This is a genomic window from Albimonas marina (assembly GCF_029223255.1).
Taxonomy (GTDB): Bacteria; Pseudomonadota; Alphaproteobacteria; order Rhodobacterales; family Rhodobacteraceae; genus Albimonas.
Genome location: NZ_JARHUC010000007.1, coordinates 191,920 through 218,387, shown reverse-complemented (window position 1 = coordinate 218,387; position 26,468 = coordinate 191,920). Strand labels below are relative to the sequence as shown.

The window sequence follows — 26,468 nt, the reverse complement described above, 5'->3', positions numbered from 1 at the left end:
GAAGGGGGGAGGACGCTCCTGACTCACCAAAGAACAGGCGCTTTGCGAGGGCAGCCGGCGTCGCGCCGGGGCGCCTGGATCGTCAGGCGTCGGGGCGGTTGATCAGGCGGTTGGCGGCGAGAAGGGCGCGCGCAGGGGCGGCGCCGGGGGCCGCGGCGAGGAAGCGGGGGCGCCACTCGGGCTTCAGGCCGTCCTTGAAGCGGCGCAGGCCGGTGAAGCTGTAGGTCCTGGCGCCATGTTCGTAGAGCGCGTGGGCGAGCTTCTGCCAGGCGGGGGCGCCGGCGCGGGGGCTGAGGCCGGAAAGCGGGGCCATGGCGAGGTCGAGCCAGGCGACGCCCTCCGCCTGCAGGTCCTGGCACAGGCGCAGGAACAGGAACTCCATGCACTTGGTCGGCACGTCGTCGAGGTGGCGCATCAGGTCGATGGCGGCCTCGTGGCCCGCCTCCGTCTCCATCAGCGTGACGAAGGCGACGATCTCGCCCGCGCGACGCACCACCGCGACGCGGCCCGAGAGGACCCAGTCCCGCGAGAAGGCGCCCAGCGAAAACCCCTTCTCGGCGGCGCCGCGGGCGGCGAGCCAGGCGCCGGAGACGGTCTCGAGGCGGTCGATCTCCCGCGCGGCCTGGTCCGGCGACAGGATCTCGGCGCTCAGGCCGTCGCGCTGGCCGAGGCTGAGGACGCGGCGGTGGGCCTGGCGCTTCGATCCCTCGAGGGTGAAGGCGGCGAGGTCGACGCGCGCCTGCTCCCCCATCTTCCAGAAGCCCAGGCCGGCCTCGGCGTAGAGGGACAGGCGCTCGGGGCCCACCTGGTAGAAGGCGGGGGTGGCGCCGGCGGCGCGGGCGGCCTCGATGAAGGACCAGATCAGCTCGGGCCACAGCGCCTCGGGCCCCACGGGATCGTAGAGGGCGAGCCAGGTCATGCCGCGGGGCGCGTACATGACGAAGCCCTCGCCGTCCTGGGAGAAGTGCAGGCGCTTGTCGCCGGAGAGGGCGAGCTTCGCGGCGGCGACGGGCTGGGCGGCCACGATCTCCCGCGCGCGGGCCAGCGCCTCGGCGTCCGGGGCGCCGCAGAGGGGGGCGCGGGGCGCGGGCAGGAAGCCCAGCAGCGCGAAGGCCGAGGCGACGCCGGCGCGGGCGCCGACGCTCAGCCCCTGGTGCGCCTCGGCCGCCGCGATCAGGGTCTGGGCCTGCGCCTCGACCCCCGAGAGCCGCCAGCTGAGCGCCCCCAGCGCGGTCAGCGCCAGCAGCGAGGCGACCGCGCGGGCGCGGCGGGAGGCGAGCGGCGGCAGGCGCAGCCGGCTCGGGCGGCGGAAGCGCGCACGGGCGAGCAGGAGCGCGCCCGCCAGCGCGAGATGCGCGAGCGCGAGGCCCGGGGCCGCGCGCTGCGCCCCCAGCGCCAGCGCGGCGGCGAGGGCCGCGGCCACCGCGATCCGCCAGGAGAGGTCGAGCCCGCGCGCGAGCCCCTGCGCGCAGGCGACCAGCGCCGCCCCCGCGAGACCCGCCACGGCGAAGGCGCCCGCCTGCTCGGCGGAGGGCGCGCGGGCGAAGACCGAGACGAGGCCCAGGACGAGCGCCAGGGCCGCGAGGCCCCGCGGCGAGGCCTCGCCCGCCAGGCGCAGGGCGGCGGCGACGGGGGCGAGCCGCGCGAGGCGGCGCGCCTCGCCCACCCCCATCGCGACGAGGGCCAGGCTCAGCGGCAGGACGTGGTAGATCAGGCGGTAGAGGACGAGGGCGGCGGCGGCCTCGGCCGGGTCGGTGGAGGACGAGAGGCCCGCGAGGATCACGATCTCGAAGACGCCGATGCCGCCGGGGGCGTGGGACATCACCCCCAGCGCCAGCGCCAGGGCGAAGAGCGGCAGGAAGCCCGCGAAGTCGATCGCGCCCGCGGGCAGCAGCGCCCACAGGACCGCGGCCGCGGCCACCGCCTCGGCCACGGTGACGACCAGCTGTCGGGCCATGGCCAGCCGGAAGCGGGCGGCGGGACGGGCCGCGGGGAAGGGCGCGGTCTCGGCGTCGGCCTGGGCGGCGGCCTGATCCTCGGGCCTTGCGGAGGTCTTGTCGGCGGGCGCGTCCGAGGGGCCGGCGGCGAGACGCGCGCCCCAGCGGCCGCAGGTGGCGAGCGCGCCGAGGGTCGCGCCGATCACGCTCAGCGCAAGAAGCGAGGCGGCCGGCGCGCCGATGCCCAGCATGGCGGCGGCGGGGGCGGGCGACCACAGGACGGCGGCCGAGGCGGTCAGCGCGAGGCCCATGCCGAAGGAGAGGGTGCACAAGGCGACGAGCCGCAGGATCTCTCCCGCGCCGACCCCCATCGGGGCGTAGAAGCGCCAGCGCACCGCGGCGCCGGTGACGGGGCCGAGGCCGGCGGTCTGGGCGATCGCGAAAGCGGCCGCGGCGCCCGGGGCCACCTTGCGCCAGGGGCGCGGCCGGCCCATCGCCGCGAAGCCGGTCCAGTCGTAGAAGGTCAGGGCCAGGAAGCTGAGCGCGGTCGCGCCCAGCGCGGCGGCCAGCCGCCAGCCGGGGGTCGCCTCGATGGCGTGGAGGAGCTGGGCGCGGTCCACGCCCTCGGCGATGCGGGCGACGCCGACGAAGGCCAGCGCCACGATGGCGAGGACGGTCGCGACCGCGATCCGCCGCCGGTTGGCTTTCAGCGCGGCGCGAAGCCCCGCGATGCGATCCGAAATGCCGGAGGTCGTCCCGTCGCCCGCGTCCGCGCGCGGCGACGCCTGGAAGCGCTCGCCCATGATCCACCTCGATCGTCGTCCACCGGGGACCGTCGAGGCCCCACCCACGGGCGACGGCATCGCAGGTAAAAATGAAGGAACCGTCCACATCGGCCGCCGGAACGACGGCGTGGATGGCGTCGAGCGCGCGCGAAAGCGGCCCGGCGCCCCGCCTGCCGGCGGCCGCGCGACGCGCCGCGACGCGGCCTCGCGCCCGGCGCCGGAACCCTGCGAGAGCGCCGGCGCCGGAGGGGCGAGCGTCGCGCAGGCCGCCCCAGGCGCTTGACGCCGGACGCTGGACCGGCCGACGGCGAGAGGCCTCGGGTCAAGCCCGTGGCGCGCCCGTGGCCACGGGCGGCTGGCGGGCGACTCGGTGGGGAGGGCGCGAGGCCGGACCGTCAGGTTGCTCGTGGCGGGCGGACGTGCTCCTTTCGAGCGGAGCCAAGGGACGCGCGAAAATGTGGGCCAGGCTGAGGAAGGTCCTGCCGTGGATCGGGGCTCTGGAGCTGACGATCTGGCTCGCGGCGACGGCCGTGACCCTCTCCGCCGACCTGCCCGGGTTCTTCGCGGTCGAGGGACCGCGCACGGAGGCCTGCTACTGGACCGACGCGCTGGTTCCGGGGGTGACCTGCGGCGCCGACGTGCCGGGCGGGGCCATCTGGGAGACGGTGTACAACCTGCCGCTGTTGGCGATCTACGTGCCGATGTTCGCGCCCTTCGCGCTGCTCGAGGCGGCCATGACCCCCGCCGACCTGCACGGTCTGGCGGTCGCGGCGGGCCTGGTGCTGGCCGCGGTCGCGATCGTGGCGCCGATGGCCGCGCTCGCCTGGGCGGGGATCCGCGGGCTGGCGCGGGGCGTTCGCGCAGGCGTCCGTCAGCTTCGCGGGGCGGGCTGAGCCGGATGCGGAAAGGGGCGCGGTCGGAACCGCGCCCCCTTGGAGTCTCTCAGCGCTCTCGGGGCGATCAGGCGGCCAGGCCGCCGACCTCGTCCAGCTTCTGCAGGTGGAAGTCGACGTCGCCGAACATGCGGTCGATGATCGACAGGCGCTTGAAGTAGTGGCCGATGGAATACTCCATCGTCATGCCCACGCCGCCGTGCAGCTGGATCGACCGCTCGCCCAGCGCCTTCAGCGACCGGCCGACCTGGGCCTTGGCCGCCGAGCAGGCGCGCGAGCGCTCGACCGGGTCCGGGTCGCGGGCGCACATCGAGGCGTACATCGCCATCGACTTGGCCAGCTCCAGCTCGACGAACATGTCCGAGGCCTGGAACTGCAGGCCCTGGAAGCTGCCGATGGCGCGGCCGAACTGCTCGCGCTGCTTGATGTAGTCGACGGTGAGGTTCAGCGCCTTCTCCATCGCGCCCACGGCCTCGGCGCAGAGCGCCGCGATCGCCTCGTCGGCGGCCTGGCGGATCACCGCCATGCCGGTCCCGGGCGCATCGCCCAGAAGCTCGCCCGCGGCGCCGTCCAGCGTCACCTCGGCGGCCTTCAGGCCGTCCTGGGTGTCGTAGACCTGCAGCGAGACGCCCTCGGCCTTGGGATCGACCAGGAACAGGGCCACGCCGTCCTCGTCGCGCACCCCGCCCGAGACGCGGGCCGAGACGATCAGCTTGTCGGCCGCGCCCCCCCACATCACCAGCGTCTTGGCGCCCGAGATCGTCCAGCCGTCGCCGGCCTTCTCGGCCTTGGTCCCGACATGGGCGAGGTCATAGCGCGCCGCCGTCTCGGAATGCGCGAAGGCCAGCTTGCAGGCGCCGCCGATGATCTCCTCGGCCAGCGCCTGGCGCTGGGCGTCGGTGGCGCCGTTGCGCAGGATAGAGGCGCCGATGACGGCGGTCGCCATCCACGGCTCGAGGCAGAGCGCGCGGCCCATCTCCTCCATCACGATCATCACCTCGACGCCGCCGCCGCCGATGCCGCCGTCCTCCTCGGCGAAGGGCAGCGCCAGCAGCCCCTGCTCGGCATAGGCCTCCCAGATCGCGGGGTCGAAGCCCAGCGGCTCCTTCATGTACTTGCCGCGGGTCTCGAAGTCGTAGCGGTCGGCCATGAAGCGGGCGACCATGTCTTTCAGGAGCTGCTGCTCCTCGCTCAGTTCGAAGTCCATCCGCCCCTCACAGTCCCAGAATGGCCTTGGCGATGATCCCGCGCTGCACCTCGGAGGAGCCGCCGTAGATCGTCACCTTGCGGTAGTTGAAGTAGCCCGGCGCGATCGCGTCCGCCCACTCGGGCCCGACGGAGGGCTCGTTCGAGCCTTCGCCCCCGGTGGACTTGGGGATCGCGTAGGGGCCGACCACGTCCATCAGAAGATGGGTGCAGGTCTGCTGGATCTCGGAGCCCACGAGCTTCAGCACCGAGGACGCCGGATGGGGCTTCTTGCCGCCGCGCACCGCGATGTCGGACAGCACGCGCAGCTGCGTCATCTCCAGCGCCTTGAGCTTCACCTCGGTCTCCAGGACCTTCTGGCGGAAGCGCGGGTCGTCCATCAGCGAGCCTTCGCCGACCGGCATCGAGGCCGCCAGCTCCTTGATCCGCTGGATCTTGGCCTTCGAGGCGCCGACGCGGGCGATGCCGATGCGCTCGTTGCCCAGCAGGAACTTGGCGTAGTCCCAGCCCTTGTTCTCCTCGCCGATCAGGTTCGACACCGGCACGCGCACGTCGTCGAAGAAGACCTCGTTCACCTCGACGCCGCCGTCGATGGTCTGGATCGGGCGCACGGTGATGCCCGGCAGGTCCATCGGGAACACGATGTAGGAGATGCCCATCTGCTTCTTGGGCGCGTCCGGATCGGTGCGCACCAGGGCGAACATCCAGTTCGCGTGCTGGGCGTAGGTGGTCCAGGTCTTCTGGCCGTTGATGATGTAGTCATCCCCGTCGCGCACCGCCTTGGTCTTCAGCGAGGCGAGGTCCGAGCCCGCGCCCGGCTCGGAGAAGCCCTGGCAGAACCAGTATTCGCAATCCAGGAGCTTCGGCAGGAAGTGCTTCTTCTGCTCCTCGTTGCCGAAGGTGTAGATCACCGGCCCGACCATCGAGATGTTGAAGCCCTGCGGCTCGGGCGCGTGGTTGAACTGCAGCTCCTCGAGGAAGATGTACTGCTGGATCGGGGTCCAGCCCGGGCCGCCGTACTCGGCCGGCCAGCGCGGCGCGGACCAGCCCTTGGCGGCGAGGATCTTCATCCACTCCACCATCATCTCGCGGCTGGTGCCGCGGCCTTCCTTCACCCGCTCGCGGGTTTCGGCGGGCAGGTTCTCCTGGATGAAGGACCGCACTTCCTTGCGGAAGGCCTTCTCCTCGGCTGTGAACTCGAGTTCCACGGGGGTTTCCTTTCCCTGTCTGTCGCGGAGGCGGCGTTCAGCCCGCCGCCCGCGCGTTCAGCACCTCGTCCCGCAGGGTCTTGCGGGAGTATTTTCCGACCGCCGTGCGGGGCAGCTCCTTGCGGATCTCGACGCCCTGCGGCAGCTCGTGACGGCCCAAGCGCGTGTCGAGGAAGGCCCGGAGCGCCTCGATCGTCAGCGGGGCCGCGCCCTCGCGCAGGACCACGTAGGCCCAGGCGCTCTCGCCGCGGTAGTCGTCGGGCAGGCCGATGACCATCGCCTCGACCACGTCGGGATGCTCCAGCACCGCGTGCTCGACCGCCAGCGGGTATACGTTGTAGCCGCCCGAGAGGATCAGGTCCTTCTTGCGGTCCACCAGGTAGAGGAACCCGTCCTCGTCCGCGTAGCCGATGTCCCCGGTCAGGAACCAGCCGTCGACGAAGCTGTCCGCCGTCTCCTGCGGGTTGTTGTGATAGCCGCTCATCAGCGTGGGCGACTTGATGCGCATCTCGCCGGTCTCGCCCGCGGGGAGGACCTTCCGCGGGTCGTCGACCGAGACGATCTCGATGCGGATGCCGGGGATCGGCAGGCCGATCGTGCCCATCTTGGCGTCGGGCGTGCCGGCGGGAACCATGGTGCCGGCGGCGCCGATCTCGGTCATCCCCCAGCCGCCGCGAAGGCCCAGGCCGGTCAGCGCCTTGATCCGCCGCCAGGTCTCGACCGCGAGCGGCGCGCCCCCCGCCCCGATGGTGCGCAGCGAGGAGAAGTCGCGCGTCTCCACCCCGGGCATGTTGGCGACCGCGATCCACAGCGTCGGGACCCCGCCGGTGGAATGCGGGCGCTTGCGCTCGATCGCGTCCACGAACTTCTCCAGCTCGAACCGCTGGTGGAGGATCAGGACGCCCCCGGTCGCGATGCGCCGGATCATGATCGCCGACAGGCCCATGATGTGGAACAGCGGGCTGATCGAAAGGCCGCGCTCCCCCTCCTCCACCCGCTCGGGATCGTGCTCCCAGGCGTAGCGGTAGAGCTGGGCGGCGGCGGCCAGCGCCTCGTGCGTCAGCACCGCGGCCTTGGGCAGGCCGGTGGTGCCGCCGGTGTATTGCAGCAACGCGGGGTCCGAGGGCGCGACGGGCACCGGCGGCAGGGTGGCGTCGGCCCCCTGCACCAGCGCGTCCCACGACAGCACCCGGTCGTCGGCGGGGACCGGGCCGCCGGTCCCGCCCCAGGCGGCGTCGTCGGCCAGCACCGCCCGCGGCAGCACGCCGGCCGCCAGCAGCTCCAGCGTTCGCTGGGCGAAGGGCGCCTGGGTCAGCGAGACCAGCAGCCGGGCGCCCGAGTCGCGCAGCTTGTGCTCCAGCTCGCGCACGGCATCCAGCGGGCTGAGGTGGGTGACGGCCGCCCCGGCCTGCAGGATGCCGAAGAAGAAGATCGGGTGCAGGACGGTGTTGGGCAGGTAGAGCGCGACCACGTCGCCCTTGCCGATCCCGATCCGCCGCAGCCCGGCGGCGACCCGCGCGCTTTCGCGCGCGAGGCCTTCGTAGCTCAGCTCCCGGTCGTTGTAGTCGATCGCGGTCCGGCCGGCGTAGCGGGCCGTGTATTCCGCGAACAGGTCGTTGAGGGTGGTCGACGCCGGCGCATAGTCCGGGTCGACCCCCTCGGCGTACCACTTCGACAGGGAAGCGGGCGCCCCCATCACGCCGCCTTCGCGCGCGCGGCCGCGTCGGCGGCGAAGGTGGTGTTCTCCTCCGCCAGCCGGGCCAGGTAGGGGCACGGGCGCAGCTCCTCGTCGCCGGTGTTGTCGGCGTAGACGTTCAGCCGCTCGGCGATGTAGGCGGGGCCCACGGCGTCGGCGTAGAACATCGGCCCGCCCTTGCCCATCGGGAAGCCGTAGCCGAACAGGTAGATCACGTCGATGTCGGAGGGACGCAGCGCGATCCCCTCGTCGAGGATCTTGGCGGCCTCGTTGATCATCGAGAACATCAGGCGCTCGAACACCTCCTTCTCGTCGATCTCGCGGCGCTTGATGCCCTGCTCCTTGGCGACCTTGGCGATCAGCGCGTCGACCTCGGGGTCCGGGATCGGCGTGCGGGAGCCTTCCTCGTAGAGGTAGTAGCCCGCCTTGGTCTTCTGCCCGTGGCGGCCCATCTCGTGCAGCGCGTCGCCGACCGGGTCCTTGGCGCCCGTCTCCTGGCGGATGCGCCAGCCGACGTCGAGGCCGGCCATGTCGGACATCTGCAGCGGGCCCATCGCCATGCCGAACTTGGTCAGCGCGCCGTCGACCTCCTGCGGCGAGGCGCCCTCGAGCAGCAGCTGGCGCACCTGCGCGCCGCGGGCGTGCAGCATCCGGTTGCCCACGAAGCCGTAGCACACGCCCACGACCACCGGCACCTTGCCGCCCTTCTTGCCCACGTCCATGGCCGTCTTCAGCACGTCCGGCGCGGTCTTTTCGCCCCGCACGATCTCGAGCAGGCGCATCACGTTGGCGGGCGAGAAGAAGTGCATGCCCAGGACGTCCTGGGGCCGCGAGGTGACCGCCGCGATCTCGTCCACGTCGAGGGTCGAGGTGTTCGAGGCCAGCACGCAGCCCGGCTTGCACTTGGCGTCGAGGTCTTTGAAGATCTTCTTCTTCAGGTCCATGTTCTCGAACACGGCCTCGATGACCATGTCCGCATCGGCCACGTCGTCGAAGTTCGAGGAGGGCGTGATGTTGGCCAGCGCCGCGTCCACCTGCGCCTCGGTCAGGCCGCCGCGGGCCTGGGTGGCGCGGTAGTTCTTCTCGATGATCTTCATGCCGCGATCGAGCGCCTCGGGGTTGAGGTCGATGATCGTGACGGGGATGCCCGCCGAGGCGAAGGACATGGTGATGCCGCCGCCCATGGTGCCGGCGCCGAGCACCGCCATCTTGTTCACGGGCCGGGCCTTCACGTCCTTGGTGACGCCGGGGACCTTGGCGGCCTCGCGCTCGGCGAAGAAGGCGTGGCGCTGGGCCTTGGATTCGTCGCCGGAGACGAGGTCGAGGAAGTACTCCCGCTCCTTCTTCATGCCCTCGGCGAAGGGCAGCGTGACGGCGTTCTTCACCGCCTGCGCGTTCACGGAGGGCGCCTTCAGCCCGCGCGAGCGGCGCAGGAGCTTGGCGGCGGCCTCGTCGAAGGCGGCCATGTCGGTCTCGGGCGCGTCCATCTTCGACAGCGGGCGCAGCGGGGCCTTCTCATCGACCAGCTTCTGGGCGAAGGCGACGGCGCCCTCGACCAGGTCGCCCTCGATGATCGCGTCGATGGCGCCCATCTCACGCGCCTTCTTGGCCGGGATCGGGTCGCCGGTGACGATGGGGCCCAGGGCCGCGACGGCGCCGATCAGGCGCGGCAGGCGCTGGGTGCCGCCGGCGCCGGGCAGCAGGCCCAGCTTCACTTCCGGCAGGCCGATCTTCGCGGTCGGCGCGGCGACGCGGTAGTCGCAGCCCAGCGCCACCTCGAGGCCGCCGCCCAGCGCGGTGCCATGGATCGCGGCGACGACGGGCTTCTGCAGCGCCTCGAACGCGTCGATCACCTCGCCCAGGCCCGGGGCCTGCGGGGGCTTGCCGAACTCGCGGATGTCGGCGCCGGCGTGGAAGGTGCGGCCCTTGCAGGCGATGACGACCGCGTCGACGTCGTCCGAGGCGGCCTTGAGCGCCGCGTCATGCAGGCCCTTGCGCACCGCGTGGCCCAGCGCGTTCACCGGCGGGTTGTCGGATTCCACGACGAGGACGCGACCCACCATGCGGGTCGACGAAATGGGGTCGGACACGAGCTTCTCCTCCCGGCTCATGAAGGCATCCTGCATGCGATTTCTGCATTGCAGAATTTAATTTTGCAGTTTGACGCGAAGGCTAGGAAGTGCTGAATTCCAAGTCAACCGGATTGCGCCGCCCGCACAAGATATGGGCGGACCCCGCGCGGCGCGACGGACGAAGGGAGGCGAGACCGGATGACCCACGAGCCGCCGAACGGCGCGGCGCGCGTCGCTGCGCGCCCCGTTTGCCGCCCTGTTTCCCGCCCCGTTTCCACACGCGCCCCCCGCCCTGCCCCGACCCGGCGGACCCGCCCGTGAGCGCCGACATGCCCGACCCCGTCGCCGAGCCGATTCCCGCCCCCCCGAGCCTGGGCTACCAGGACCGCCACGGGCTGGTGGTGGTCGAGAAGCGCGGGCCCGAGATGTTCGGCCATTTCGACATCACCCCCGATCACCTCAACCGCCAGGGGATCGTGCACGGGGGCGTCTACGCCACCATGCTCGACGCGATCATGACCTCGGCGGGGACCTACGCCGACGGCGCGGCGCGCCGGCGCCCGGCGGTCACCGTCTCGATGACGGTCAACTTCACCGGCCGGGCCAGCGAGGGGCGCGTGGCGCTCCGCTCCCGCCTGGTGCAGCGCACCTCGCGCAGCTTCACCGCCGAGGCCCAAGCCACCGCCCCCGACGGGACGATCCTGGCCCATGCGCTCGGCAGCTTCCGCTACTCCGCCCCGCCGGCCGAGCCGGCCGCGGGCGGCGCCTGACGACCCCAGGGAGGAGAGAGACGTGTTCGACATCAAGGGCAAGGTGGCCATCGTCACCGGCTCGACCAAGGGCATCGGCCTGGCCATCGCCTGGCAATTCGCGCGCTCCGGCGCGAAGGTGGTGATCTCGTCCCGCAAGGCCGACGCCTGCCAGAAGGTCCGCGACGAGATCGCCGACGCCGGCTTCGAGGCCATCGCCATCCCCTGCCACATCGGCGAGCGGGAGCAGCTGGAGAACCTCGTCGCCAAGACCGTCGAGAAATGGGGCCGCGTCGACATCCTGGTCTGCAACGCCGCCTCGAACCCGGTCTACGGGCCCATCTCGGAGCTGCCCGAGGCGGCCTGGGACAAGGTCATGGATAACAACGTGAAATCGCCGTACATCCTGGCGAACAACATCGTGGCCCCGATCATGGCCAAGCAGGGCGGCGGCTCGATCATCATGATCTCGTCGATCGCCGCGCTCCGGGCCTCCGAGACGCTGAGCTTCTACTCGATCTCCAAGGCCTCCGAGGCGCATCTGGCCAAGAACCTGGCGCTGCACTGGGGCCCCAAGGGCATCCGCGTGAACGCGATCCTGCCCGGCCTCGTGAAGACCGACTTCGCCAAGGCGCTGTGGGAGGACCCCGAGCGGCTGGAGCGGATCGAGAACAAGACCCCGCTGCGCCGCATCGGCCAGCCCGACGACATCGCCGGGGTCGCCCACTTCCTGGCCGCCGACGCCTCCGCCTACGTCACCGGCCAGCTGATCGTCGCCGACGGCGGCGAGACCATCTTCTAAGACAGGGAGCACCAAAATGCGTGAAGCCGTCATCGTCTCCACCGCCCGCACGCCGATCGGCAAGGCCTATCGCGGCGCCTTCAACAACACCCAGAGCCAGGAGCTGATCGGCCATGCCGTGAAGCACGCGGTCGAACGCTCGAAGGTCGATCCCTCCGAGATCGAGGACTGCGTGATCGGCGCCGCCATCCAGCAGGGCGCCCAGGGCCTCAACATCGGCCGCCAGGCGGTGATCCGGGCGGGCCTGCCCGACTCGATCGCCGGCATGTCGATGGACCGCCAGTGCGCGTCCGGCATGATGGCCATCGCCACCGCCGCCAAGCAGATCATCGACGACGGCATGACCATCGCGGTGGGCGGCGGGGTCGAGTCCATCTCGCTGTGCCAGAACGAGCATCGCAACGGCTTCCGCGCCGCCGATCCCTGGATCAAGGAGCATGTCCCCGCCCTCTACATGTCGATGCTGGAGACGGCGGAGATCGTGGGCGAGCGCTACAACGTCTCCCGCGACTACCAGGACGAATACGCGCTGCGCTCCCAGCAGCGCACCGCCGCCGCCCAGCAGCGCGGCGCCTTCGACGACGAGATCGTGCCCCTGACCTCGACCATGGCGGTCGTGGACAAGGAGACCAAGGAGGTCTCCTACAAGGAGGTCACGCTCGAGAAGGACGAGGGCAACCGTCCCTCCACCACGCTCGAGAGCCTCCAGGGCCTCGCGCCGGTGTTCAAGAACGGCCAGAAGATCGCCGAGGGCAAGCACATCACCGCGGGCAACGCCAGCCAGCTCTCGGACGGCGCGTCGGCCTCGGTGCTGATGGAGGCCAAGGAGGCCGAGAAGCGCGGCCTGCAGCCGCTGGGCTACTACCGCGGCATCGCGGTCGCGGGCCTGAACCCCGACGAGATGGGCATCGGCCCGGTCTACGCCGTGCCCCGCCTGCTGGAGCGTCACGGCCTGAAGGTGGACGACATCGGCCTGTGGGAGCTCAACGAGGCTTTCGCCGTGCAGGTCCTCTACTCCAAGGACAAGCTGGGCATCCCCGACGAGCTGCTGAACGTGAACGGCGGCGCGATCTCGATCGGCCATCCCTACGGCATGTCGGGCGCGCGCATGGTCGGCCACGCCCTGATCGAGGGCAAGCGCCGCGGCGCCAAGTACGTGGTCTGCACCATGTGCGTGGGCGGCGGCATGGGGGCGGCGGGCCTGTTCGAGGTCGCCTGAACCCATCCGGGACCACGTTTCGAGGGGGGCGCGGGCGACCGCGCCCCCTTCTTGCGTTCCGCCGGCCTCAGGCCAGCAGGAAGTCGGCGGCGTCGAGGTCGCTCGGCGCGAGCGCGCCCTCCGCCCCGTGGATCTCCAGCGTCTCGCCGTCCACGCGCAGGATCAGCGCGTCGCCTCGGCGGTGAAGCTCCAGCGCCTCGACGTCGAGGCCGGGGCCGAAGGCGCGCAGGTCGATGCGGTCGCGGCCGGGCTCGAAATCCTCGATCGCGTCGCGGGCGCCGTCGGCCGCGAGCACGAACACGTCCGCGCCCTGCCCGCCGGTCAGCCGGTCCTCGCCCGCGCCGTCCGTCAGCCGGTCGTCGCCGCGCCCGCCGCGCAGGTCGTCGTTGCCTCGCCCGCCGAGCAGCCGGTCGTCGCCCGCCCGCCCGCGCAGCGCGTCCTCGCCCGCGTCGCCGCGCAGCCGGTCGTCGCCGGGCGTGCCGGCGCCGGCTTCCTGCGGCGCCCGGACGGCCGCCGACGAGACGCCGACCCCCGCGCCCGCGCCGCCGACGTCCGCGCCCGCCCCGCCTCCGGCCGGGCCCGCGGCCGAGCCCCCAGCGGCGCCCTCGACGCCCCCGATTCCGGAGAGCTTCAGCTCGCCCTTCCACGTGTCGAGCCCCAGCAGACGGGCGCGCACCACGTCGCCGTCCGCATCCTCGAGCCGGGCGGAGACGGCGATCATCACCGAGTTGACAGCTTTCAACTTCTGGTTGAAGCCGACCGCCGCCGCCGACTTGAACGTCCCCTCCAGCCCCCGGATCGAGAGCTCGCCGGTCGGGCCCTTCACCGCGACGGCCGCCGGATCGACGTTCTCGGGCAGGTTTTGGCCGCGGAACTGGTAGACGCCGGTGCGCAGGTCCTCGCCGCTCTCGACGCCCTCGCGGGCCAGCGGGTCGCCGAAGGCGAGGGCGCCGTCGCGGCCCAGTTTGTCGAGCCGGCCGAGCTTCGGGGGCGTGAAGCCCGGGTCGAAGGGCGTGCCCTCGATCGCGAAGCTGATCTCATAGGCGGTCCTGGCGCGGACCGGGTCGAGGCGGCCTTCGGCACGCTCCCATGTCGCCCGGCCCGAAACCGTCACGATGCCGGCCTGCGCGTCGATCTCGATGCGCGGCGCCCCATTCGGCCGTCTGGCCATCTTCCCGAATCCTTGCCGAGAAATCCCCCCGGCGCGTGCTATCGGGCCTTCCCTACCGGCGCGCAAGCGGGGTCTTCAGCCGGCGCGGGCCGCGCGCACGATGTCGCGGGCGAGCGCCGCCGCCTCGGCGTCGTCCAGCGCCGCCTCGCCCCCGGTCAGCGCCTGCCAGCCGGGGAAGGAGAGCGCCAGCGCCAGCGCCGCGGCCATCCTCCGGCGGGGCTCCGGCGCCTCGGGCAGGTCCGGCGCCAGCAGAGTGGAGAGCGCCTCCATCCGCGCCTGGAACCCGGCCACCGCCTCGGCCATCGCCGGGACCGCGGGGGCGTCGCGCAGCACGTTCGCGATCATCGCCGTGTTGGCCCGGTAGAAGCCGTAGAGCGCGGCGAAGCCCGCCTCGCGCCGCGCGTCGGGGTCGGCGACGCCGGAGAGCGGCGCGAGGTCGGGCATCGGGTTCAGCTCGGCCCACAACGAGGAGCAGGCGGCGAACAGCGCCTCGTCGTCGGGATAGTGGCGATAGACCGTCGCCCGGCGCACCCCCGCATGTTCGGCCACGGCGCTGATCGAGGTGCGCGCCGGCCCCAGCGTGCCGTGCAGGATCATGGCGCTTTCGGCGATCCGGCGGCGCGTCTCGGCCTCCTGCTCGGCGCGGAGGCGTTTGCGGTAGGGGCGAGTTTCATCGGACATGCGTGTTCGATCAATATTGACAGGCGCCCCCGCGAGGGCCAAGGATTTCGATAGACACCACTGTACCTCGAAAGGAGAGGGCGATGGAAGACGACGCGAAGGCCCCGCGGGTGATCGGCCCGCAGGACGGGGAGCTGGGCTTCCTGGGCACCATCGGCGTGCGGTTCCTGGCCTCGGGCGCGGACACCGGCGGCGGGTTCAGCCTGGTCGAGCACCCGATGTCGCCGCGCGCGCTGGCGGCCCCCCTGCACCGGCACGTGAACGAGGACGAGTACAGCTTCGTGCTCGAGGGCCGCGTGGGCGCGCTGCTGGGGGACGCGGTGCGGGTGGCGACGCCGGGCGACCTGGTGTTCAAGCCGCGGGGCCAGTGGCACACGTTCTGGAACGCCGGCGACGCCCCGGCGCGGATCCTCGAGATCATCGCCCCCGCCGGGTTCGAGCAGTTCTTCAAGGCGCTGTCGGACATGGGCGGGGTGACCGGGGCGGATCCGGCCGAGGTCGCGGCCCTGTCGGCGCGCTACGGGCTGGAGATGGACTTCGCCTCGGTCCCCGGCCTGTGCGAGCGCTTCGGCCTGGTCTTCCCGGGCGAGCGGCTGACGCCCAAGGGCTGGTCGCCCGTCGATCCGCGCAGCCATCGCGCCCCGGCCTTCCCGAAGGCGCCCGAGCGCGTCGGGGCCTGAGCGCCTGACCGCCGAAACGCAGGGGGCGCTCGCCTGGCCGCCGGGGCGCAGCAGCGCCCCCTGAAAAGACCACGGGCGGGCGAGGCCTGCGCCTCGCCCGCCCGCGGGCCCAGCCAGAGCGCGCTCCGGTCGGGGAAACGGTCCGGGCCGGGAGGGTCGGGGGCGTGGGGCACCCCGACCCGGGCTGGCCCGGTCCGTTCGGCGCGTCAGAGCGCCTGCAGGTTGACCGCCGAGGACTTGCCGCGGCGCTTGTCGACCTCGATCTCGAAGCCGATCTTCTGGCCCTCGTTCAGGCCCTTCAGGCCCGAGCGCTCGACGGCCGAGATGTGGACGAACACGTCCTTGCCGCCGTCCTCAGGCTCGATGAAGCCGTAGCCCTTGGTTCCGTTGAACCACTTAACCGTACCCGTCATCATGGTGATGTCTCCTTCTACCGGGCGCCCATCCGCGCCGCGCCGACCAGGCCGCGACGACGAATCCAGAACGGCCCCGCCGCTGGGGAGCTTGGCGAGGCCGGAATGCGTCCGGGGCCCTGGACGGGCGCGGGAACGATCTCGGCGAGGCCGGGGGCCGCGAAAATCTGCAAGGGGGTCTTTCGTTCGTCGCGGCGGCGGCCCTCGGGCCTGCCGGCGACAGGTTGGCGTGCCGCGCGCACCGACGCGGTTCTTCGACCGGGGTTCCGGGGCGGCCTTGCGGACGCCTCCCCCGGGCCGGCGCTACGCCCGGCCTCCCGCTCTTGCGGCGGTGCGATCGGACGAGGGGCGCGGGCTTCGGAGGGGTCCCTGAGCCCGCAGCGCCTGCTTCCGAATTCTCACAGGTCGGCGTTTCCGGCAAGCGGTTTTGCACGCCCGCCGGGTCAAACGTCTGGTTTCTCACACGCGCGTCACGTCGGCGCCGCGCCGTTCGGGGGCGTCCGGGCGGAAAAACGCGAGTCGGCGACGAATCGCTCTGCAGCGGCTCGAATCAGCTCCCGCGCGCGGTTTGGAGCGCGCTCCACACCCGAACGGGCGTCGCGGGCATGTCGAAGTTCTCGACCCCGGCGCAGGCCAGCGCGTCGCGCACCGCCGACATTCCCGCCGACAGCGCCCCGACCGAGCCCGCCTCCCCCACGCCCTTGGCGCCCAGCGGATTGATCGCGGTCGGCATGCCCTCGGCGAAGGCGCAGGCGATGGGGGGCAGGTCCGCGGCGCGGGGCATGGCGTAGTCCATGAAGCTCGCCGACAGGACCTGGCCGTCGGGATCGGCGACCACCTGCTCGAACAGCACCTGGCCCAGCGCCTGCACCACGCCGCCCTGCACCTGCCCCTCGGCCATCTGCGGATAGATCACGTGGCCGATGTCCTCGACGCCCGTGTAGGCGGCGATGCGGCAGGCGCCCGTCTCGGGGTCGATCTCCACCTCGCAGACATGGCAGCCGTTGGGATAGGTGCAGTCCGACGGCTTGAAGGAGCCGCGCGCGGTCAGCGCCATGTCGCGCGCCTCCGCCGCGCGGGCAATCTCGGCCAGCGTCATGGCGCGGTCGGTGCCGGCGATGCGCACCGCGCCGTCGGCGTATTCGAGATCGGCGATCGCGACCTCCATCGCCTCGGCCGCGCGTTCCTTCGCGGCCTCGATCACCTTCGCCACCGCCTCGCGCACCGCGGGGGCGCCGGTGGTCATGGCGGCCGAGCCGCCCATGCCCTTGCCCACCTCCAGCGCATCGGTGTCGGCCTGCACGTAGTCGATCAGCTCCTCGGAGACGCCGAGCTGCGCGGCCGCCAGCCCGACCATCGCGGTCTCGAGCCCCTGCCCCGCCGACATCACCCCGACCGCGAGCCGGATGCGGCCGTCGGTCCCGATCGTCGCCTCGGAATGGTCGGGGGAGACGACGCCGAAGGGGCCGCCCGCGACCTCGATGCAGTTGGCCACGCCCAGGCCCCGCAGCAGGCCCTTGGCCTCCGACTCCGCGCGCCGCGCAGGGAAGCCCGCGAGGTCGGCCGCCTGCGCCGCCTGCTCCATCACCGCGGGAAAGTCGCCGCTGTCGTAGGAGAAGATGAAGCCGGTGTCCCAGGGCATCGCCTCGGGCGGGACCAGGTTGCGCCGGCGCAGCTCGACCCGGTCGAGGCCGAGCTCCCGCGCCGCCTGGTCGATGGCCATCTCGACGAGGTAGGTCGCCTCCGGCCGACCGGCGCCGCGGTAGGGGGCGGAGGGCGTGGCGTTGGAGAAGACGCCCACCACCTGCCCCGCCGTGACCGGCAGCCGGTAGGTGCCCGAGACGCCGCCGAAGTTCCCGATCGCCACCAGCGAGCGGCCGGAGACGTAGGCGCCCACGTTGGGCGTCAGGCGCGCGCGCAGTGCGGTGAAGCGGCCCTCTGCGTCGAGGCCCAGCTCCGCCTCCGCCAGCATGTCGCGCCCCGGCTCGTCCGAGAGCAGCGCCTCGGAGCGGGTGGCGGTCCAGCGCACGGGGCGGCCCAGGCGCAGGGCGGCCCAGGCGCAGAGGATCTCCTCGCGCAGGGGGCCGGACTTCATGCCGAAGCTGCCGCCCACGTCGGGGGCGATCACGCGGAACTCCTCGGCCGGGCGCTTGAGGATCGCGGCCAGCGCGCCGCGCATCGAGGGCGCGTTCTGGATCGAGGCCCAGACCGTCAGCCGCCCGTCCGCGCCGGGGGAGGCGACGCAGGCGCGCGGCTCCATCGTGGCGGCGGCGACGCGGCTGACGTGGCTGCGCAGGCGGGTCACGTGGGCGGAGGCGGCCAGCGCCTCGCCCGCCGCGGCCCAGTCGCCCTTGGCCCAGACGTAGGCGATGTTGCCGGGGTGGTCGTCCCAGACCAGCGGCGCGCCCTCGGCCCGGGCGTCGTCGAGGGTCAGGACGGCGGGCGTCTCGTCGACGTCGAAGCTCACGGCCTCGGCCCCGTCGGCGGCGGCGTGGGCGGTCTCGGCCAGGATCATCGCCACCGGCTCGGCGGCATGGCGCAGGCGGTCGGCGACGAGAAACGGGCGCGGCGTCTGGGTCCACAGCCGCTCCCCGGTCCCGTCGGGCTCGACGCCCTTCACCTTGGCGGGGACCGAGAACGGGTCGATCCCGTCGGCGGCGAGGTCGGCCGCGGTCAGCGCCGCGACGACGCCCGGGATCTCCAGCGCGGCGGAGACGTCGAGGTCGCGCAGCGCGCCGCTGGCCTGGGGGGCGCGGGCGAAGGCCACGTGCAGCGCGCCCTCCACCTTCACGTCGTCGGAATAGCGGCCCCGGCCGGAGGTGAATCGGACGTCCTCGCGGCGTCCGCGGCGCTGGTCGGTCATCGGGGAGGCTCCTTCGATCGGGGGACCGTCGGCGAATGGGAGGCGCGGGCCCGCAGGGCGCGGGCGCGGGAGCCGTCCGGTCGGCGAAGGTCGCGGGGGGCGGCCGCCGGGCGGATCCGGGGGCATGAAGGCACAAGGGGGCGGCGATGGCCAGAGCCTTCGCCGCCCCCCGTCAGGTCCGGGCGTCCTTCCCTAGCGGGAGAAGAACAGCTCGGGCAGGTAGAGCGCGATCGAGGGGAAGATCACGATCAGCGCCAGCCCCAGCAGCGTGACCAGCACGTAGGGGATGACCGAGGCGTAGATCTCGCCCATGCCGATGCCCGGAGGCGCAACGCCCTTCAGGTAGAAGAGGTTGAAGCCGAAGGGCGGGGTCATGTAGCCGACCTCCATCATGATCACGAACAGGATGCCGAACCAGATCGGGTCGAAGCCGTTGGCCGCGATGATCGGCAGGAACACCGGCAGCGTGATCAGCATGATGCCCACGGGATCGAGCACCATGCCCAGGAAGAACAGCACCGCCATCATGAAGGCGAGACCGCCGTACTTGCCGCCCGGGATCAGCTCGACCACGTCCGAGATCAGCGCCTGGGCGCCCAGCGCGGTGTAGGCCGCCGAGAAGGCGTGCGCGGCGAACAGGATCCACATGATCATCGTGGTCAGCTTCAGCGTCGCCTTGGCCGAGTCCGAGATGTTCTTGAAGGTCAGCTGCCGGTTCACCGCCGCCGCCACCATGGCGCCGAAGACGCCGATGGCCGCGGCCTCGGTCGGCGTCGCGAAGCCGCCGAAGATCGAGCCGAGCACGATGAAGACGATGAACAGCGGCAGGATCACCGCGGCCAGCGACTTCAGCTTCACGTCCCAGCCCGCGCGCTCCTCCGGCGGCAGGGCCGGGCCCATCGAGGGCTGAAGCCAGCAGCGCACGGCGATGTAGATCGAGACCAGCACGAACAGCAGCAGCCCCGGCCCGATGCCCGCCGCGAAGAGCCGGCCGACCGAAACCTCGGTCTGAAGGGCATAGAGCACCATCAGGATCGAGGGCGGGATCAGGATCCCCCAGCCGCCGCCGGCGTTGATCGCGCCCAGCGCCATCTTGGAGTCGTAGCCCCGCTCGAGCATCCGCGGCAGGGCGATGGTGCCCATGGTGACCACGGCCGCGCCGGAGATGCCGCACATGGCCGCGAAGATCGCGCAGATCGCCACGGTGCCGATGGCGAGACCGCCCCGGATGCCGCCCCACCACACGTGCATCATGCGGTATAGATCATGCGCCACGCCTGATCGTTCGAGCATCATCGCCATGAAGACGAACAGGGGGATGGCCACGAGCGTGAAGCTCGACATCGAGTCCCAGAGCTTCGAGGCGATCAGGTAGAACGCCATGTCCCCCCACTTCCACCACAGGAAGATCGAGGACAGGCCGCCGAGCACGAAGGTCAGCGGGGTTCCCAGGAACAGGAAGAACAGCAGCGCCCCGAAGAAGATCAGGGTCATCAGTTCGACGCTCATGCCTCGCCCTCCTCGCCGTGGGCCGGACCCTTGGTCGCGGGGGCGCCGTAGATGTCGTCAGGGATGGGCAGGCCCATCAGCACCCGCACGTCCGCGACGATGCGCACGATCCCCTGGAGGAACAGCAGCAGCGCGGAGACGGGAATGAAGAACTTCACGAACCAGATCTGCGGCTTCCAGGCCGAGTTCGAGCGCTCGAGCTTCTCGTAGCTCTCGATCGCGAGGTCGAGGCCCTGCCACAGCAGCACGCCCACGAACAGCAGGAACAGGAAGCAGGTGGACAGGTCCGCCAGCGCCTTCCGCTTCGGGCTGAAGTTTCCGTAAAAGATGTCGACGTTGACGTGGCCGCGCTCGGCCAGCAGCCAGCCGCCGGCGATGGTGCCGTAGACGGCGAAGACCAGCTGCGCGGTCTCGGACGTCCAGATCAGCGGGCGGCCGGCGAAATAACGCATGACCACGTCGCACAACAGCAGCAGGAACAGCGGGATCACCACCCAGGCGGCGATCCGTCCGATCCATCGGTTGAGCGAGGTGATCGCTCGGGCGAAGGAGGCGAACATGGGACCTCGGGAACTGCACGGTCCGGCGCGGGGCCGGAACCGGGTCGGCGGGGGGGACCGCCCGCGCCCCGGGGGGAACGGGCGGCGGATCTTCGGAGGCGCCCCTGGGGACCGGACGCCTCGGGCCGCGGCGCGCGGGCCGCTTGGGGCGCGGCTCAGCCGCGCTCGATGCCGAGCTGGGACATGAACTCGTTCAGCCGGTCCGCGGCGGTGGCGGCGGCCTCCGAACGCTCGGCCTCCCGCGCAAGGATCTCGGCCGAGGCCTTGGCCATGCGCTCCTGCACGTCGTCGGGGAACTGCATCACCGTCACGCCCTGGTTCTCGACCCCGTCCTTGATGGCGAGGGTCTCGAGGAGCTGGTACTCGGTGGTGCGCGCGTAATAGCGCTCCTCCAGCAGGGCGGTCAGGTGCAGGCGCAGGTCGTCGGGCAGCGCCTCCATCGCGTCGGCGTTGAACACCCAGGCGTCGGAGCTGAAGGCGAGCGCCGGCTTCATGTGATACTTGCACACCTCCCACAGCGAGAGGGTCTTGGCCCCCACCGCCGCGCCGTAATGGGCCCCGTCGACCACGCCCGTGGACAGCGCCTGGTAGAGCTCGGAGGTCGGCACGAAGCTGGGCGAGGCGCCCGCGGCCGCGAGGTAATCCAGAAGCGCGCCCGAGGCCCGCAGCTTGAGCCGCGAGAAATCCTCGGCGTTCTCGATCGGCGCCTTCAGGATCAGCTCGGTCGGGTAGGACTTCTCGGCCTTGTAGATGACGCCGTGCTTCTCGGTCTCGGCGCTCATCATCGCCTCGATGCCGAGGTTCTTCTGCAGATGGCTCTGCTGCCAGTAGTCCTGGAGCGTGCCCGGAATGCCGTAAGCGAAGGCCGAGACCGAGGAGACGTCGGCCATGTAGGAGGCCGAGGACGTCCCCGCCTGCGCCACGCCGCGCGAGACGATGTTGAAGATCTCCGGCCCCTTGGCCAGCTCTCCCGCGCCGAACAGCTGCCAGCGGAAGCGGCCGTCGGTGCGTTCCTCGAGCATCGAGGCGAGCTTGCCGAGCGAGCCGTCGAAGGACGACGAGGCCTTGGGCCAGACGGCCTGGACGCGCCATTCCACCTCGCCGGCCGCGATGGCGGGGCCGATCAGGGCCGGGGCGGCGAGCGTGACGGCCCCGGCGCCGGCGGCGCCCTTCAGCCATGCGCGGCGGGTGGCCGAGCGGGGCCCGGGGGTCGTGTTCTGGGTCATGGGTCTCCTCCCCTGGCGAACCGGTCTTCGCGCCGGTTGCGCATGACGCAGGCTCCGCCCGTCGCCGGGCGGAGCCGCGCCTGGTCCGCCCCGCGCTGCGGCGGGGCGGCGATCACGTCGGCGCGCCTCAGGTGTAGCCGAGGTCCTTCATCAGGGTCCGCAGGTTGTCCGCGCAGGTGGCGGCCTTCTCGGACTTCGCGGCCTCTTTCTCGATGATGTCGCTCGAGGCCTTGGTGAACAGCTCCAGCACGTCGTCGGGGAACTCCTCGACGGTGATGCCCTCGTTCGCCACGCCCTCCGACAGCGCCTTCGCCTCGAGGTGCATGTACTCGGCCGAGCGCAGGAAGTAGCGCGTCTCGATCGCCGCGTCGAAGATGGTGCGGATGTCGTCGGGCAGCGCCTCGACCGCGTCGGCGTTGAAGATCCACGCGTCGTCGGTGAAGCCGAGCGGCGGGCGGTAGTGATGCTTGCACACCTCCCACAGCGACATCGACTGGGCGCCCTGGGCCGCGCCCCAGTGGGCGCCGTCGACCACGCCGGAGGAGAGCGCCTGGTAGAGCTCGGAGCCCGCGATGTAGCTCGCCGAGGCGCCGGCGGCGGTCAGGTAGTCGAGCATGGTGCCCGAGGAGCGCAGCTTCAGACCCTGGAAGTCCTCGACCGAGTTCACCTTCTTCGACACGACCAGCTCGGTCGGGTAGGCCTTCTCGGCCTTGTAGATGATGCCCTTCTCGGCGAGCTCGGAGGCGAACAGCTCCTCGACGCCCATGTTCTTGATGTAGTGCATCTGCTCGAGCGCGTTGCGCAGCGTGCCGGGGATGCCGTAGGCGAAGCCCGAGCAGGTGCCCTCGTTCTCGTAGTAGGAGGCCGAGCCCGTGCCCATCTGCACGATGCCGCGCTGGGTGATGGCGAAGATCTCGGGGCCCTTGGCGAACTCGCCGGCGCCGAAGAGCTCCATCTTGAAGGCGCCGTCGGTCTTGTCCTCGAGGATCGAGGCCAGCTTCACCAGGCTGTCGTTGAACGACACGGACGCCTTGGGCCAGTGCGACTGGACCCGCCAGGTCACCTGACCCTGGGCGATGGCCTTGCCGATGAAGGCGGGGGCGGCGACGCCGATGGCGGCCGCGCCGCCCAGCATCCCGCGACGGCTGACGCCGCGCGATTCGTTGGTCATGATGTCCTCCCAGTATCGCGCCGCGTCCCGTTGCCTGCACGGCGCTTTGCGACATTCAGACCATCGTCCTGCCGGCCAGTCAACAAGGATCAAACAGCGGTTTCAAACTCGCCCCTCCCCGGGAGGGGATCGCGGAATTTCGTCGCGCGATGATAAGGTTGGCGAACAGTGCTCTGAAAACGCTGCGTCAGACGGCGGGCGCGCGGGATCGCGCGGCGCCGCGCGGCGGACGGCCGTCGGATCGATTTTCGTATTGATTTGAAACCTTGTAGTGGCGCGACGGTTGCCGGTCGCCAACGTCTCCGCACGGCCCCGGTCGGCGACGCGCCGCCGGGCCGTGGGGCGCGGCCGAACGCGAGCCGCCCCCGGGACGACCCCGCGGGGAGGCGCGGGGAACCGGCCCGAGGCCCCGGACGCCGGAGGGCCGCCCCTCCGTCCGGGGCCTGTCCGCCGCCCGCGTCGGGGGGCGGCGCGGGCCGGATCAGCGCAGCCCGTCCTCGCCGGTCACGTCCCAGGCCTCGAGCCCGCCCATGCGGCTGTGGACGCGCCCGCCCTGCGCCATGACCAACGCGAACAGGATTTCTCCGGCGCGGGGACCGTCGGGCAGGCCCACCTCCATCGCGTCGAAATGGGAGCGGACGTAGGCCGCGTTCACGTGGCCCAGCGGCACGTCGAGCCGCGCGCCCAGCCCGCCCACCTTCATCGCCGAGGGCACGATCGCCTTCGAGGGGCTGACCAGCCCGCGCATCGCGTAGCCGCCGGGCACGTGCCACAGGGCGCCGTGCTCGATCTCGCCGCCCTCGCCGACGATGGCGCCCTTGCCGTAGGCGTCGACCTTGTCGGGGCCGCCCATCGCCTCGACCAGCCGCTCGGACATCATCGCGCCCAGGGGCTTGAGGTCCTCCATCGCGCCCTGGATGTCCTCGACCCAGCGGCCCGCGAAGGGGTTCGAGACGATGGCCAGCATCGCCGCGCGGCGGCGCGGGGTCTCGGGGGCGGGGCCGCCTTCGTGGAAGATCTCCTCCACCGTCAGCGCGGTGCGGCGGATGCGGAACTCGGCCATTCTCTCGGTTTCTCCCCTCGGGTTCTTCAATCGATCTCGGCGGACGAGAGCGGGCCGCAGACCCGGGTCTCGTCCTGCAGGAACAGGGCGGCGGCCTGGATCAGGCCGCGGGCGCGGAAGCCCTCGGCGACGGCGAGGCCGGCGTCGAGCGCGCGGGCCGCGTCCTCGGGCGGCAGCTCGCCCACGGCCAGCGTCACCAGCCGCTCGCCCAGGTCGCTGTCGGGGTCCTCGTCGCAGGCGGGGCCGCGGCGCACGGCGGGGTGGCCCGGCAGGTCGACGGCGTTGGCGATCAGGGTGGCGGCGGCGTCGGCGAGGGCCGCGTTGGGGGCGAGGACGGTCACCGCCTCGGCCACGCCCATCGACAGGCTGCGCCCGCCCCGGCCGGAGGTGGCGATGCCCCGCGTAGGATCGCCGTGGCGCACCACGGCGGAGCCGGCGTTCCTCGCCCGCTCGCCCACCGCCAGCGCGGCCACCAGCTCCTCGCCCGGCGCGACGTGCAGGGCGACGTCGCCGCCGTCGTTGACGTAGGCCTTGCGCAGCGTGCGGCCGCGGGTCATCGCAGCGAGCACCTCGTCGGCCACGGCGCCGGCGACGGCGGCCATGGGGGTGACGAACCCGGTGGCGAAGGGCAGCGTGGCGGCCAGCATCCGCCGCGCCACCGCGCCCTCGAGCGGGGGCGGCGCCGCGGGGTCCAGCGGCGCGCGCAGGAGCGGCAGCTCGGCCACCAGTTCCTCGAGCAAACCGTCGAAGCGGCGGGCGGCCTGCAGCAGGGCCGCCTCGGCCTCGGCGTCGTCGCCGTCGGCCTCGATCACCAGGTCGATGGGGCCGTGATGCAGGTGCAGGCGGCGGCCGTCGGGCAGCATCCGGCCCTGGGGGCCGGAGGTCTGCGTGCCGAAGCCGCGGGGGACGTGGGGCTGGGCCTCGTCCCCGACCGGGCCGCTCATTTCCCCCGCGGCGGCCACGCCGGGCCGCCCTTCGCGCCGAGGGATCGCGAGGCGTCGCCATACTCGCCGCCGCGCGCCAGCACGTCCTCGACCGGGCGGATCGCGCCCTCGTGCCCGCCCATGCGGGCGTAGGCCTCGCGGGGCAAGGTGAATTCCAGCGGCGCCACCAGCGCCGGCGTCGGCACGTAGCCGAAGCTGCGCTCGGGCAGGGTCGAGACGTCGACCATCATCGTGATGCCTCCTCCCGGCCAGACGTAGACGGGCGCGCCGCCGCAGGTCAGCGTGGTCTCGGTCCCCTGGACCGAGCGCGTCAGCCGCACCGGGTTGCGGGTGACGCCGGCGCGCAACGAGCCGCCGGCGCCCCCCATGAACAACACGGTGCACAGCGCCGGCTCGCAGTTCTCGGCGATGATCTCGACCGGCTCGCGCAGCGCCTCGGGCAGAGGCGCGGGACGGGGGACGAGGTCGTCGTCGAGGACGAAATAGGCGTGTTGCTCGCCGGTGGTAGAGACCATCAGCAAGGTCAGCCCCGGACGGGCGCCTTTCTTCGGGTTCCAGGGCCCCAGGATCTTCAGCGGATCGTCGACGTTGGTGCCGCCCCAGCCGGTGCCGGGCTCGGCCACGCGGAAGTAGCGGCCGGGGGTGGAGCGCCGTCCCAGAATCTTGATGCCGGTGTCGGGCCAGCCGATCTCCTTGCCCGCCTGGTGCTCGGAGACGACGCCGGTGATGTGGTCGTCGACCACCACCACCTCGTCCACCAGCCCCTGCCACTGGGTCGCGAACATGCCGATGGTGGCCGAGCCGCAGCCGACCCGCATGCGGGTTTCACGCACGCCATTGACGATGGGGGCCTGGCCGGACTGGACGACGACGGTCTCGCCGTCGTCGATGGTCAGCTCCACCGCCTCGCCGTTGCACAGCGCCAGCAGAGTCTCGCAGGTCACCCGGCCCTCGGCCTTCTCGCCGCCGGTGAGGTGGCGCACGCCGCCGAGGCTCAGCATCTGGGAGCCGTATTCGGCGGTGGTGACATGCCCCACCGGCTCGCCCTTCGCGCGGACCGTCGCGGTCTCGGCGCCCAGGTGGCGGTCGGTGTCGATCTTCACCTTCACGCCGCAGTAGGAGAAGATCGCCTCGGTGACGACGGTGACGAGGTCGGCGCCCTCGACCTCGCGGCTCACGATGAACGGGGCGGGCTTGTAGTCGGGGTAGGTGGTGCCGGCGCCGATGGCGGTGACGAAGCGGTCGGCGTCGAGGACGATCTCGCCGTTCCAGTCGGCGGCGAGGAAGGGGACCACGCTGTCGCCGGCCGCGATCCGGCGGTCGAGCACCGTCAGCGGGTCGCAGCGCACGATCTTGCCGCCCAGGTTGGCGTAGCGGTCGCAGGCGCCGGTCTTGCCCTCGGCCACGTAGCACATCACCGGGCAGGCGTCGCAGCGGATCTTCTCGACCTTGCGGCGCGTCTCGGGGGCGGGGTCGGAGGCGTCCATCATGGCTCCTTGCTCCCGGCGGGGGTCGGGGCGGCGGGCCGCGGGAGGTCCCGGGTCGGGCCCGGGACGCGCGGGGGGCGCGCCGGCGCGCGCGGCCGGCGCGCGGCGCCCCGGGCCTGGCCCGGGGCCTCGC

22 protein-coding genes are annotated in these 26,468 nt (G+C 72.2%); 6 read left to right on the top strand and 16 right to left on the bottom strand.

What is annotated here, in order from left to right:
- Positions 1–82: 82 nt before the first annotated feature.
- A complete protein-coding gene (locus P2H44_RS19365; protein ID WP_275766113.1) occupies positions 83–2,740 on the bottom strand; it encodes a phosphatidylglycerol lysyltransferase domain-containing protein in 2,658 nt (885 codons plus the stop codon).
- Here P2H44_RS19365 and P2H44_RS19360 point away from each other — a divergent pair.
- On the top strand, positions 2,739–3,005 hold the full coding sequence (locus P2H44_RS19360) for a hypothetical protein (protein WP_275766110.1): 267 nt from the start codon (positions 2,739–2,741) through the stop codon (positions 3,003–3,005). The genes P2H44_RS19365 and P2H44_RS19360 overlap by 2 nt on opposite strands.
- Before the next feature lie 172 nt (positions 3,006–3,177).
- Entirely contained in the window at positions 3,178–3,615 is a 438-nt protein-coding gene (locus tag P2H44_RS19355) for a hypothetical protein (protein WP_275766108.1), read from the top strand.
- 67 nt (positions 3,616–3,682) lie between these two features.
- Here the strand turns inward: P2H44_RS19355 and P2H44_RS19350 are convergent, their stop codons facing one another.
- The 4 genes from P2H44_RS19350 to P2H44_RS19335 are packed head-to-tail and all read right to left on the bottom strand — an operon-like array spanning position 3,683 to position 9,815.
- Positions 3,683–4,822, bottom strand: coding sequence for an acyl-CoA dehydrogenase family protein (locus P2H44_RS19350; protein WP_275766107.1), 1,140 nt, complete (start codon positions 4,820–4,822; stop codon positions 3,683–3,685).
- Between the two features lie 7 nt (positions 4,823–4,829).
- Positions 4,830–6,029, bottom strand: coding sequence for an acyl-CoA dehydrogenase family protein (locus tag P2H44_RS19345; protein WP_275766104.1), 1,200 nt, complete (start codon positions 6,027–6,029; stop codon positions 4,830–4,832).
- Positions 6,030–6,066: 37 nt separating this feature from the next.
- Positions 6,067–7,725 (bottom strand): AMP-binding protein, encoded by a 1,659-nt coding sequence (locus P2H44_RS19340; RefSeq protein WP_275766101.1) that lies wholly within the window; start codon positions 7,723–7,725, stop codon positions 6,067–6,069.
- Positions 7,725–9,815, bottom strand: coding sequence for a 3-hydroxyacyl-CoA dehydrogenase NAD-binding domain-containing protein (locus tag P2H44_RS19335; RefSeq protein WP_275766099.1), 2,091 nt, complete (start codon positions 9,813–9,815; stop codon positions 7,725–7,727). The genes P2H44_RS19340 and P2H44_RS19335 overlap by 1 nt, the downstream gene beginning before the upstream one ends.
- Positions 9,816–10,114: 299 nt before the next feature.
- On the opposite strand from P2H44_RS19335, the gene P2H44_RS19330 reads away from it, so the two are divergent.
- From P2H44_RS19330 to P2H44_RS19320, 3 genes are read left to right on the top strand one after another with little or no spacing between them, the layout of a single operon-like run.
- The gene (locus P2H44_RS19330) at positions 10,115–10,567 is read left to right on the top strand and encodes a PaaI family thioesterase (protein WP_275766096.1); all 453 of its coding nucleotides are present in this window, start codon (positions 10,115–10,117) and stop codon (positions 10,565–10,567) included.
- A gap of 22 nt (positions 10,568–10,589) precedes the next feature.
- Positions 10,590–11,348, top strand: coding sequence for an SDR family NAD(P)-dependent oxidoreductase (locus P2H44_RS19325; protein ID WP_275766094.1), 759 nt, complete (start codon positions 10,590–10,592; stop codon positions 11,346–11,348).
- Positions 11,349–11,364: 16 nt separating this feature from the next.
- A complete protein-coding gene (locus P2H44_RS19320) occupies positions 11,365–12,567 on the top strand; it encodes an acetyl-CoA C-acyltransferase (RefSeq protein ID WP_275766092.1) in 1,203 nt (400 codons plus the stop codon).
- Positions 12,568–12,634: 67 nt separating this feature from the next.
- On the opposite strand, the gene P2H44_RS19315 is transcribed toward P2H44_RS19320, so the two are convergent.
- A complete protein-coding gene (locus P2H44_RS19315) occupies positions 12,635–13,738 on the bottom strand; it encodes a M10 family metallopeptidase C-terminal domain-containing protein (protein ID WP_275766090.1) in 1,104 nt (367 codons plus the stop codon).
- A 75-nt stretch (positions 13,739–13,813) separates the two neighbouring features.
- Positions 13,814–14,419, bottom strand: coding sequence for a TetR/AcrR family transcriptional regulator (locus P2H44_RS19310; RefSeq protein ID WP_275766088.1), 606 nt, complete (start codon positions 14,417–14,419; stop codon positions 13,814–13,816).
- An 83-nt stretch (positions 14,420–14,502) separates the two neighbouring features.
- On the opposite strand from P2H44_RS19310, the gene P2H44_RS19305 reads away from it, so the two are divergent.
- Positions 14,503–15,099, top strand: coding sequence for a cupin domain-containing protein (locus P2H44_RS19305; protein WP_275766086.1), 597 nt, complete (start codon positions 14,503–14,505; stop codon positions 15,097–15,099).
- Between the two features lie 206 nt (positions 15,100–15,305).
- Here P2H44_RS19305 and P2H44_RS19300 read toward each other — a convergent pair whose 3' ends face one another.
- The 9 genes from P2H44_RS19300 to P2H44_RS19260 form a co-directional block, all read right to left on the bottom strand.
- Entirely contained in the window at positions 15,306–15,515 is a 210-nt protein-coding gene (locus P2H44_RS19300) for a cold-shock protein (protein WP_275766083.1), read from the bottom strand.
- A gap of 547 nt (positions 15,516–16,062) precedes the next feature.
- Positions 16,063–18,375 carry a xanthine dehydrogenase family protein molybdopterin-binding subunit gene (locus P2H44_RS19295; RefSeq protein WP_275766081.1) on the bottom strand — a complete coding sequence of 771 codons (2,313 nt, stop codon included), beginning with the start codon at positions 18,373–18,375 and terminating at the stop codon, positions 16,063–16,065.
- 192 nt (positions 18,376–18,567) lie between these two features.
- Positions 18,568–19,884, bottom strand: coding sequence for a TRAP transporter large permease (locus tag P2H44_RS19290; protein ID WP_275766078.1), 1,317 nt, complete (start codon positions 19,882–19,884; stop codon positions 18,568–18,570).
- Positions 19,881–20,444: a TRAP transporter small permease subunit gene (locus tag P2H44_RS19285; protein WP_275766077.1), complete on the bottom strand. Its 564-nt coding sequence runs from the start codon at positions 20,442–20,444 to the stop codon at positions 19,881–19,883. The genes P2H44_RS19290 and P2H44_RS19285 overlap by 4 nt, the downstream gene beginning before the upstream one ends.
- A 155-nt stretch (positions 20,445–20,599) precedes the next feature.
- Positions 20,600–21,670 carry a TRAP transporter substrate-binding protein DctP gene (dctP, locus tag P2H44_RS19280; protein ID WP_275766076.1) on the bottom strand — a complete coding sequence of 357 codons (1,071 nt, stop codon included), beginning with the start codon at positions 21,668–21,670 and terminating at the stop codon, positions 20,600–20,602.
- Positions 21,671–21,797: 127 nt separating this feature from the next.
- Entirely contained in the window at positions 21,798–22,841 is a 1,044-nt protein-coding gene (gene dctP, locus P2H44_RS19275) for a TRAP transporter substrate-binding protein DctP (RefSeq protein ID WP_275766075.1), read from the bottom strand.
- Between the two features lie 481 nt (positions 22,842–23,322).
- Positions 23,323–23,904 carry an amino acid synthesis family protein gene (locus P2H44_RS19270; RefSeq protein WP_275766073.1) on the bottom strand — a complete coding sequence of 194 codons (582 nt, stop codon included), beginning with the start codon at positions 23,902–23,904 and terminating at the stop codon, positions 23,323–23,325.
- Positions 23,905–23,930: 26 nt separating this feature from the next.
- Positions 23,931–24,848 carry a UPF0280 family protein gene (locus tag P2H44_RS19265; protein WP_275766072.1) on the bottom strand — a complete coding sequence of 306 codons (918 nt, stop codon included), beginning with the start codon at positions 24,846–24,848 and terminating at the stop codon, positions 23,931–23,933.
- Positions 24,845–26,338: a 6-hydroxynicotinate reductase gene (locus tag P2H44_RS19260; RefSeq protein ID WP_462976308.1), complete on the bottom strand. Its 1,494-nt coding sequence runs from the start codon at positions 26,336–26,338 to the stop codon at positions 24,845–24,847. Before P2H44_RS19260 ends, P2H44_RS19265 begins: the two co-directional genes overlap by 4 nt.
- Positions 26,339–26,468 lie beyond the last annotated feature (130 nt).

What these genes read in the sequence shown, in the direction of transcription:
- P2H44_RS19360 (WP_275766110.1), top strand. Translation starts at nt 2,739, where the DNA reads ATGATCCACCTCGATCGTCGTCCACCGGGGACCGTCGAGGCCCCACCC.
- P2H44_RS19365 (WP_275766113.1), bottom strand. Translation starts at nt 2,740, where the DNA reads ATGGGCGAGCGCTTCCAGGCGTCGCCGCGCGCGGACGCGGGCGACGGG.
- P2H44_RS19355 (WP_275766108.1), top strand. Translation starts at nt 3,178, where the DNA reads ATGTGGGCCAGGCTGAGGAAGGTCCTGCCGTGGATCGGGGCTCTGGAG.
- P2H44_RS19350 (WP_275766107.1), bottom strand. Translation starts at nt 4,822, where the DNA reads ATGGACTTCGAACTGAGCGAGGAGCAGCAGCTCCTGAAAGACATGGTC.
- P2H44_RS19340 (WP_275766101.1), bottom strand. Translation starts at nt 7,725, where the DNA reads ATGGGGGCGCCCGCTTCCCTGTCGAAGTGGTACGCCGAGGGGGTCGAC.
- P2H44_RS19320 (WP_275766092.1), top strand. Translation starts at nt 11,365, where the DNA reads ATGCGTGAAGCCGTCATCGTCTCCACCGCCCGCACGCCGATCGGCAAG.
- P2H44_RS19315 (WP_275766090.1), bottom strand. Translation starts at nt 13,738, where the DNA reads ATGGCCAGACGGCCGAATGGGGCGCCGCGCATCGAGATCGACGCGCAG.
- P2H44_RS19310 (WP_275766088.1), bottom strand. Translation starts at nt 14,419, where the DNA reads ATGTCCGATGAAACTCGCCCCTACCGCAAACGCCTCCGCGCCGAGCAG.
- P2H44_RS19305 (WP_275766086.1), top strand. Translation starts at nt 14,503, where the DNA reads ATGGAAGACGACGCGAAGGCCCCGCGGGTGATCGGCCCGCAGGACGGG.
- P2H44_RS19300 (WP_275766083.1), bottom strand. Translation starts at nt 15,515, where the DNA reads ATGATGACGGGTACGGTTAAGTGGTTCAACGGAACCAAGGGCTACGGC.
- P2H44_RS19295 (WP_275766081.1), bottom strand. Translation starts at nt 18,375, where the DNA reads ATGACCGACCAGCGCCGCGGACGCCGCGAGGACGTCCGATTCACCTCC.
- P2H44_RS19290 (WP_275766078.1), bottom strand. Translation starts at nt 19,884, where the DNA reads ATGAGCGTCGAACTGATGACCCTGATCTTCTTCGGGGCGCTGCTGTTC.
- P2H44_RS19285 (WP_275766077.1), bottom strand. Translation starts at nt 20,444, where the DNA reads ATGTTCGCCTCCTTCGCCCGAGCGATCACCTCGCTCAACCGATGGATC.
- dctP (WP_275766076.1), bottom strand. Translation starts at nt 21,670, where the DNA reads ATGACCCAGAACACGACCCCCGGGCCCCGCTCGGCCACCCGCCGCGCA.
- dctP (WP_275766075.1), bottom strand. Translation starts at nt 22,841, where the DNA reads ATGACCAACGAATCGCGCGGCGTCAGCCGTCGCGGGATGCTGGGCGGC.
- P2H44_RS19270 (WP_275766073.1), bottom strand. Translation starts at nt 23,904, where the DNA reads ATGGCCGAGTTCCGCATCCGCCGCACCGCGCTGACGGTGGAGGAGATC.
- P2H44_RS19265 (WP_275766072.1), bottom strand. Translation starts at nt 24,848, where the DNA reads ATGAGCGGCCCGGTCGGGGACGAGGCCCAGCCCCACGTCCCCCGCGGC.
- P2H44_RS19260 (WP_462976308.1), bottom strand. Translation starts at nt 26,338, where the DNA reads ATGATGGACGCCTCCGACCCCGCCCCCGAGACGCGCCGCAAGGTCGAG.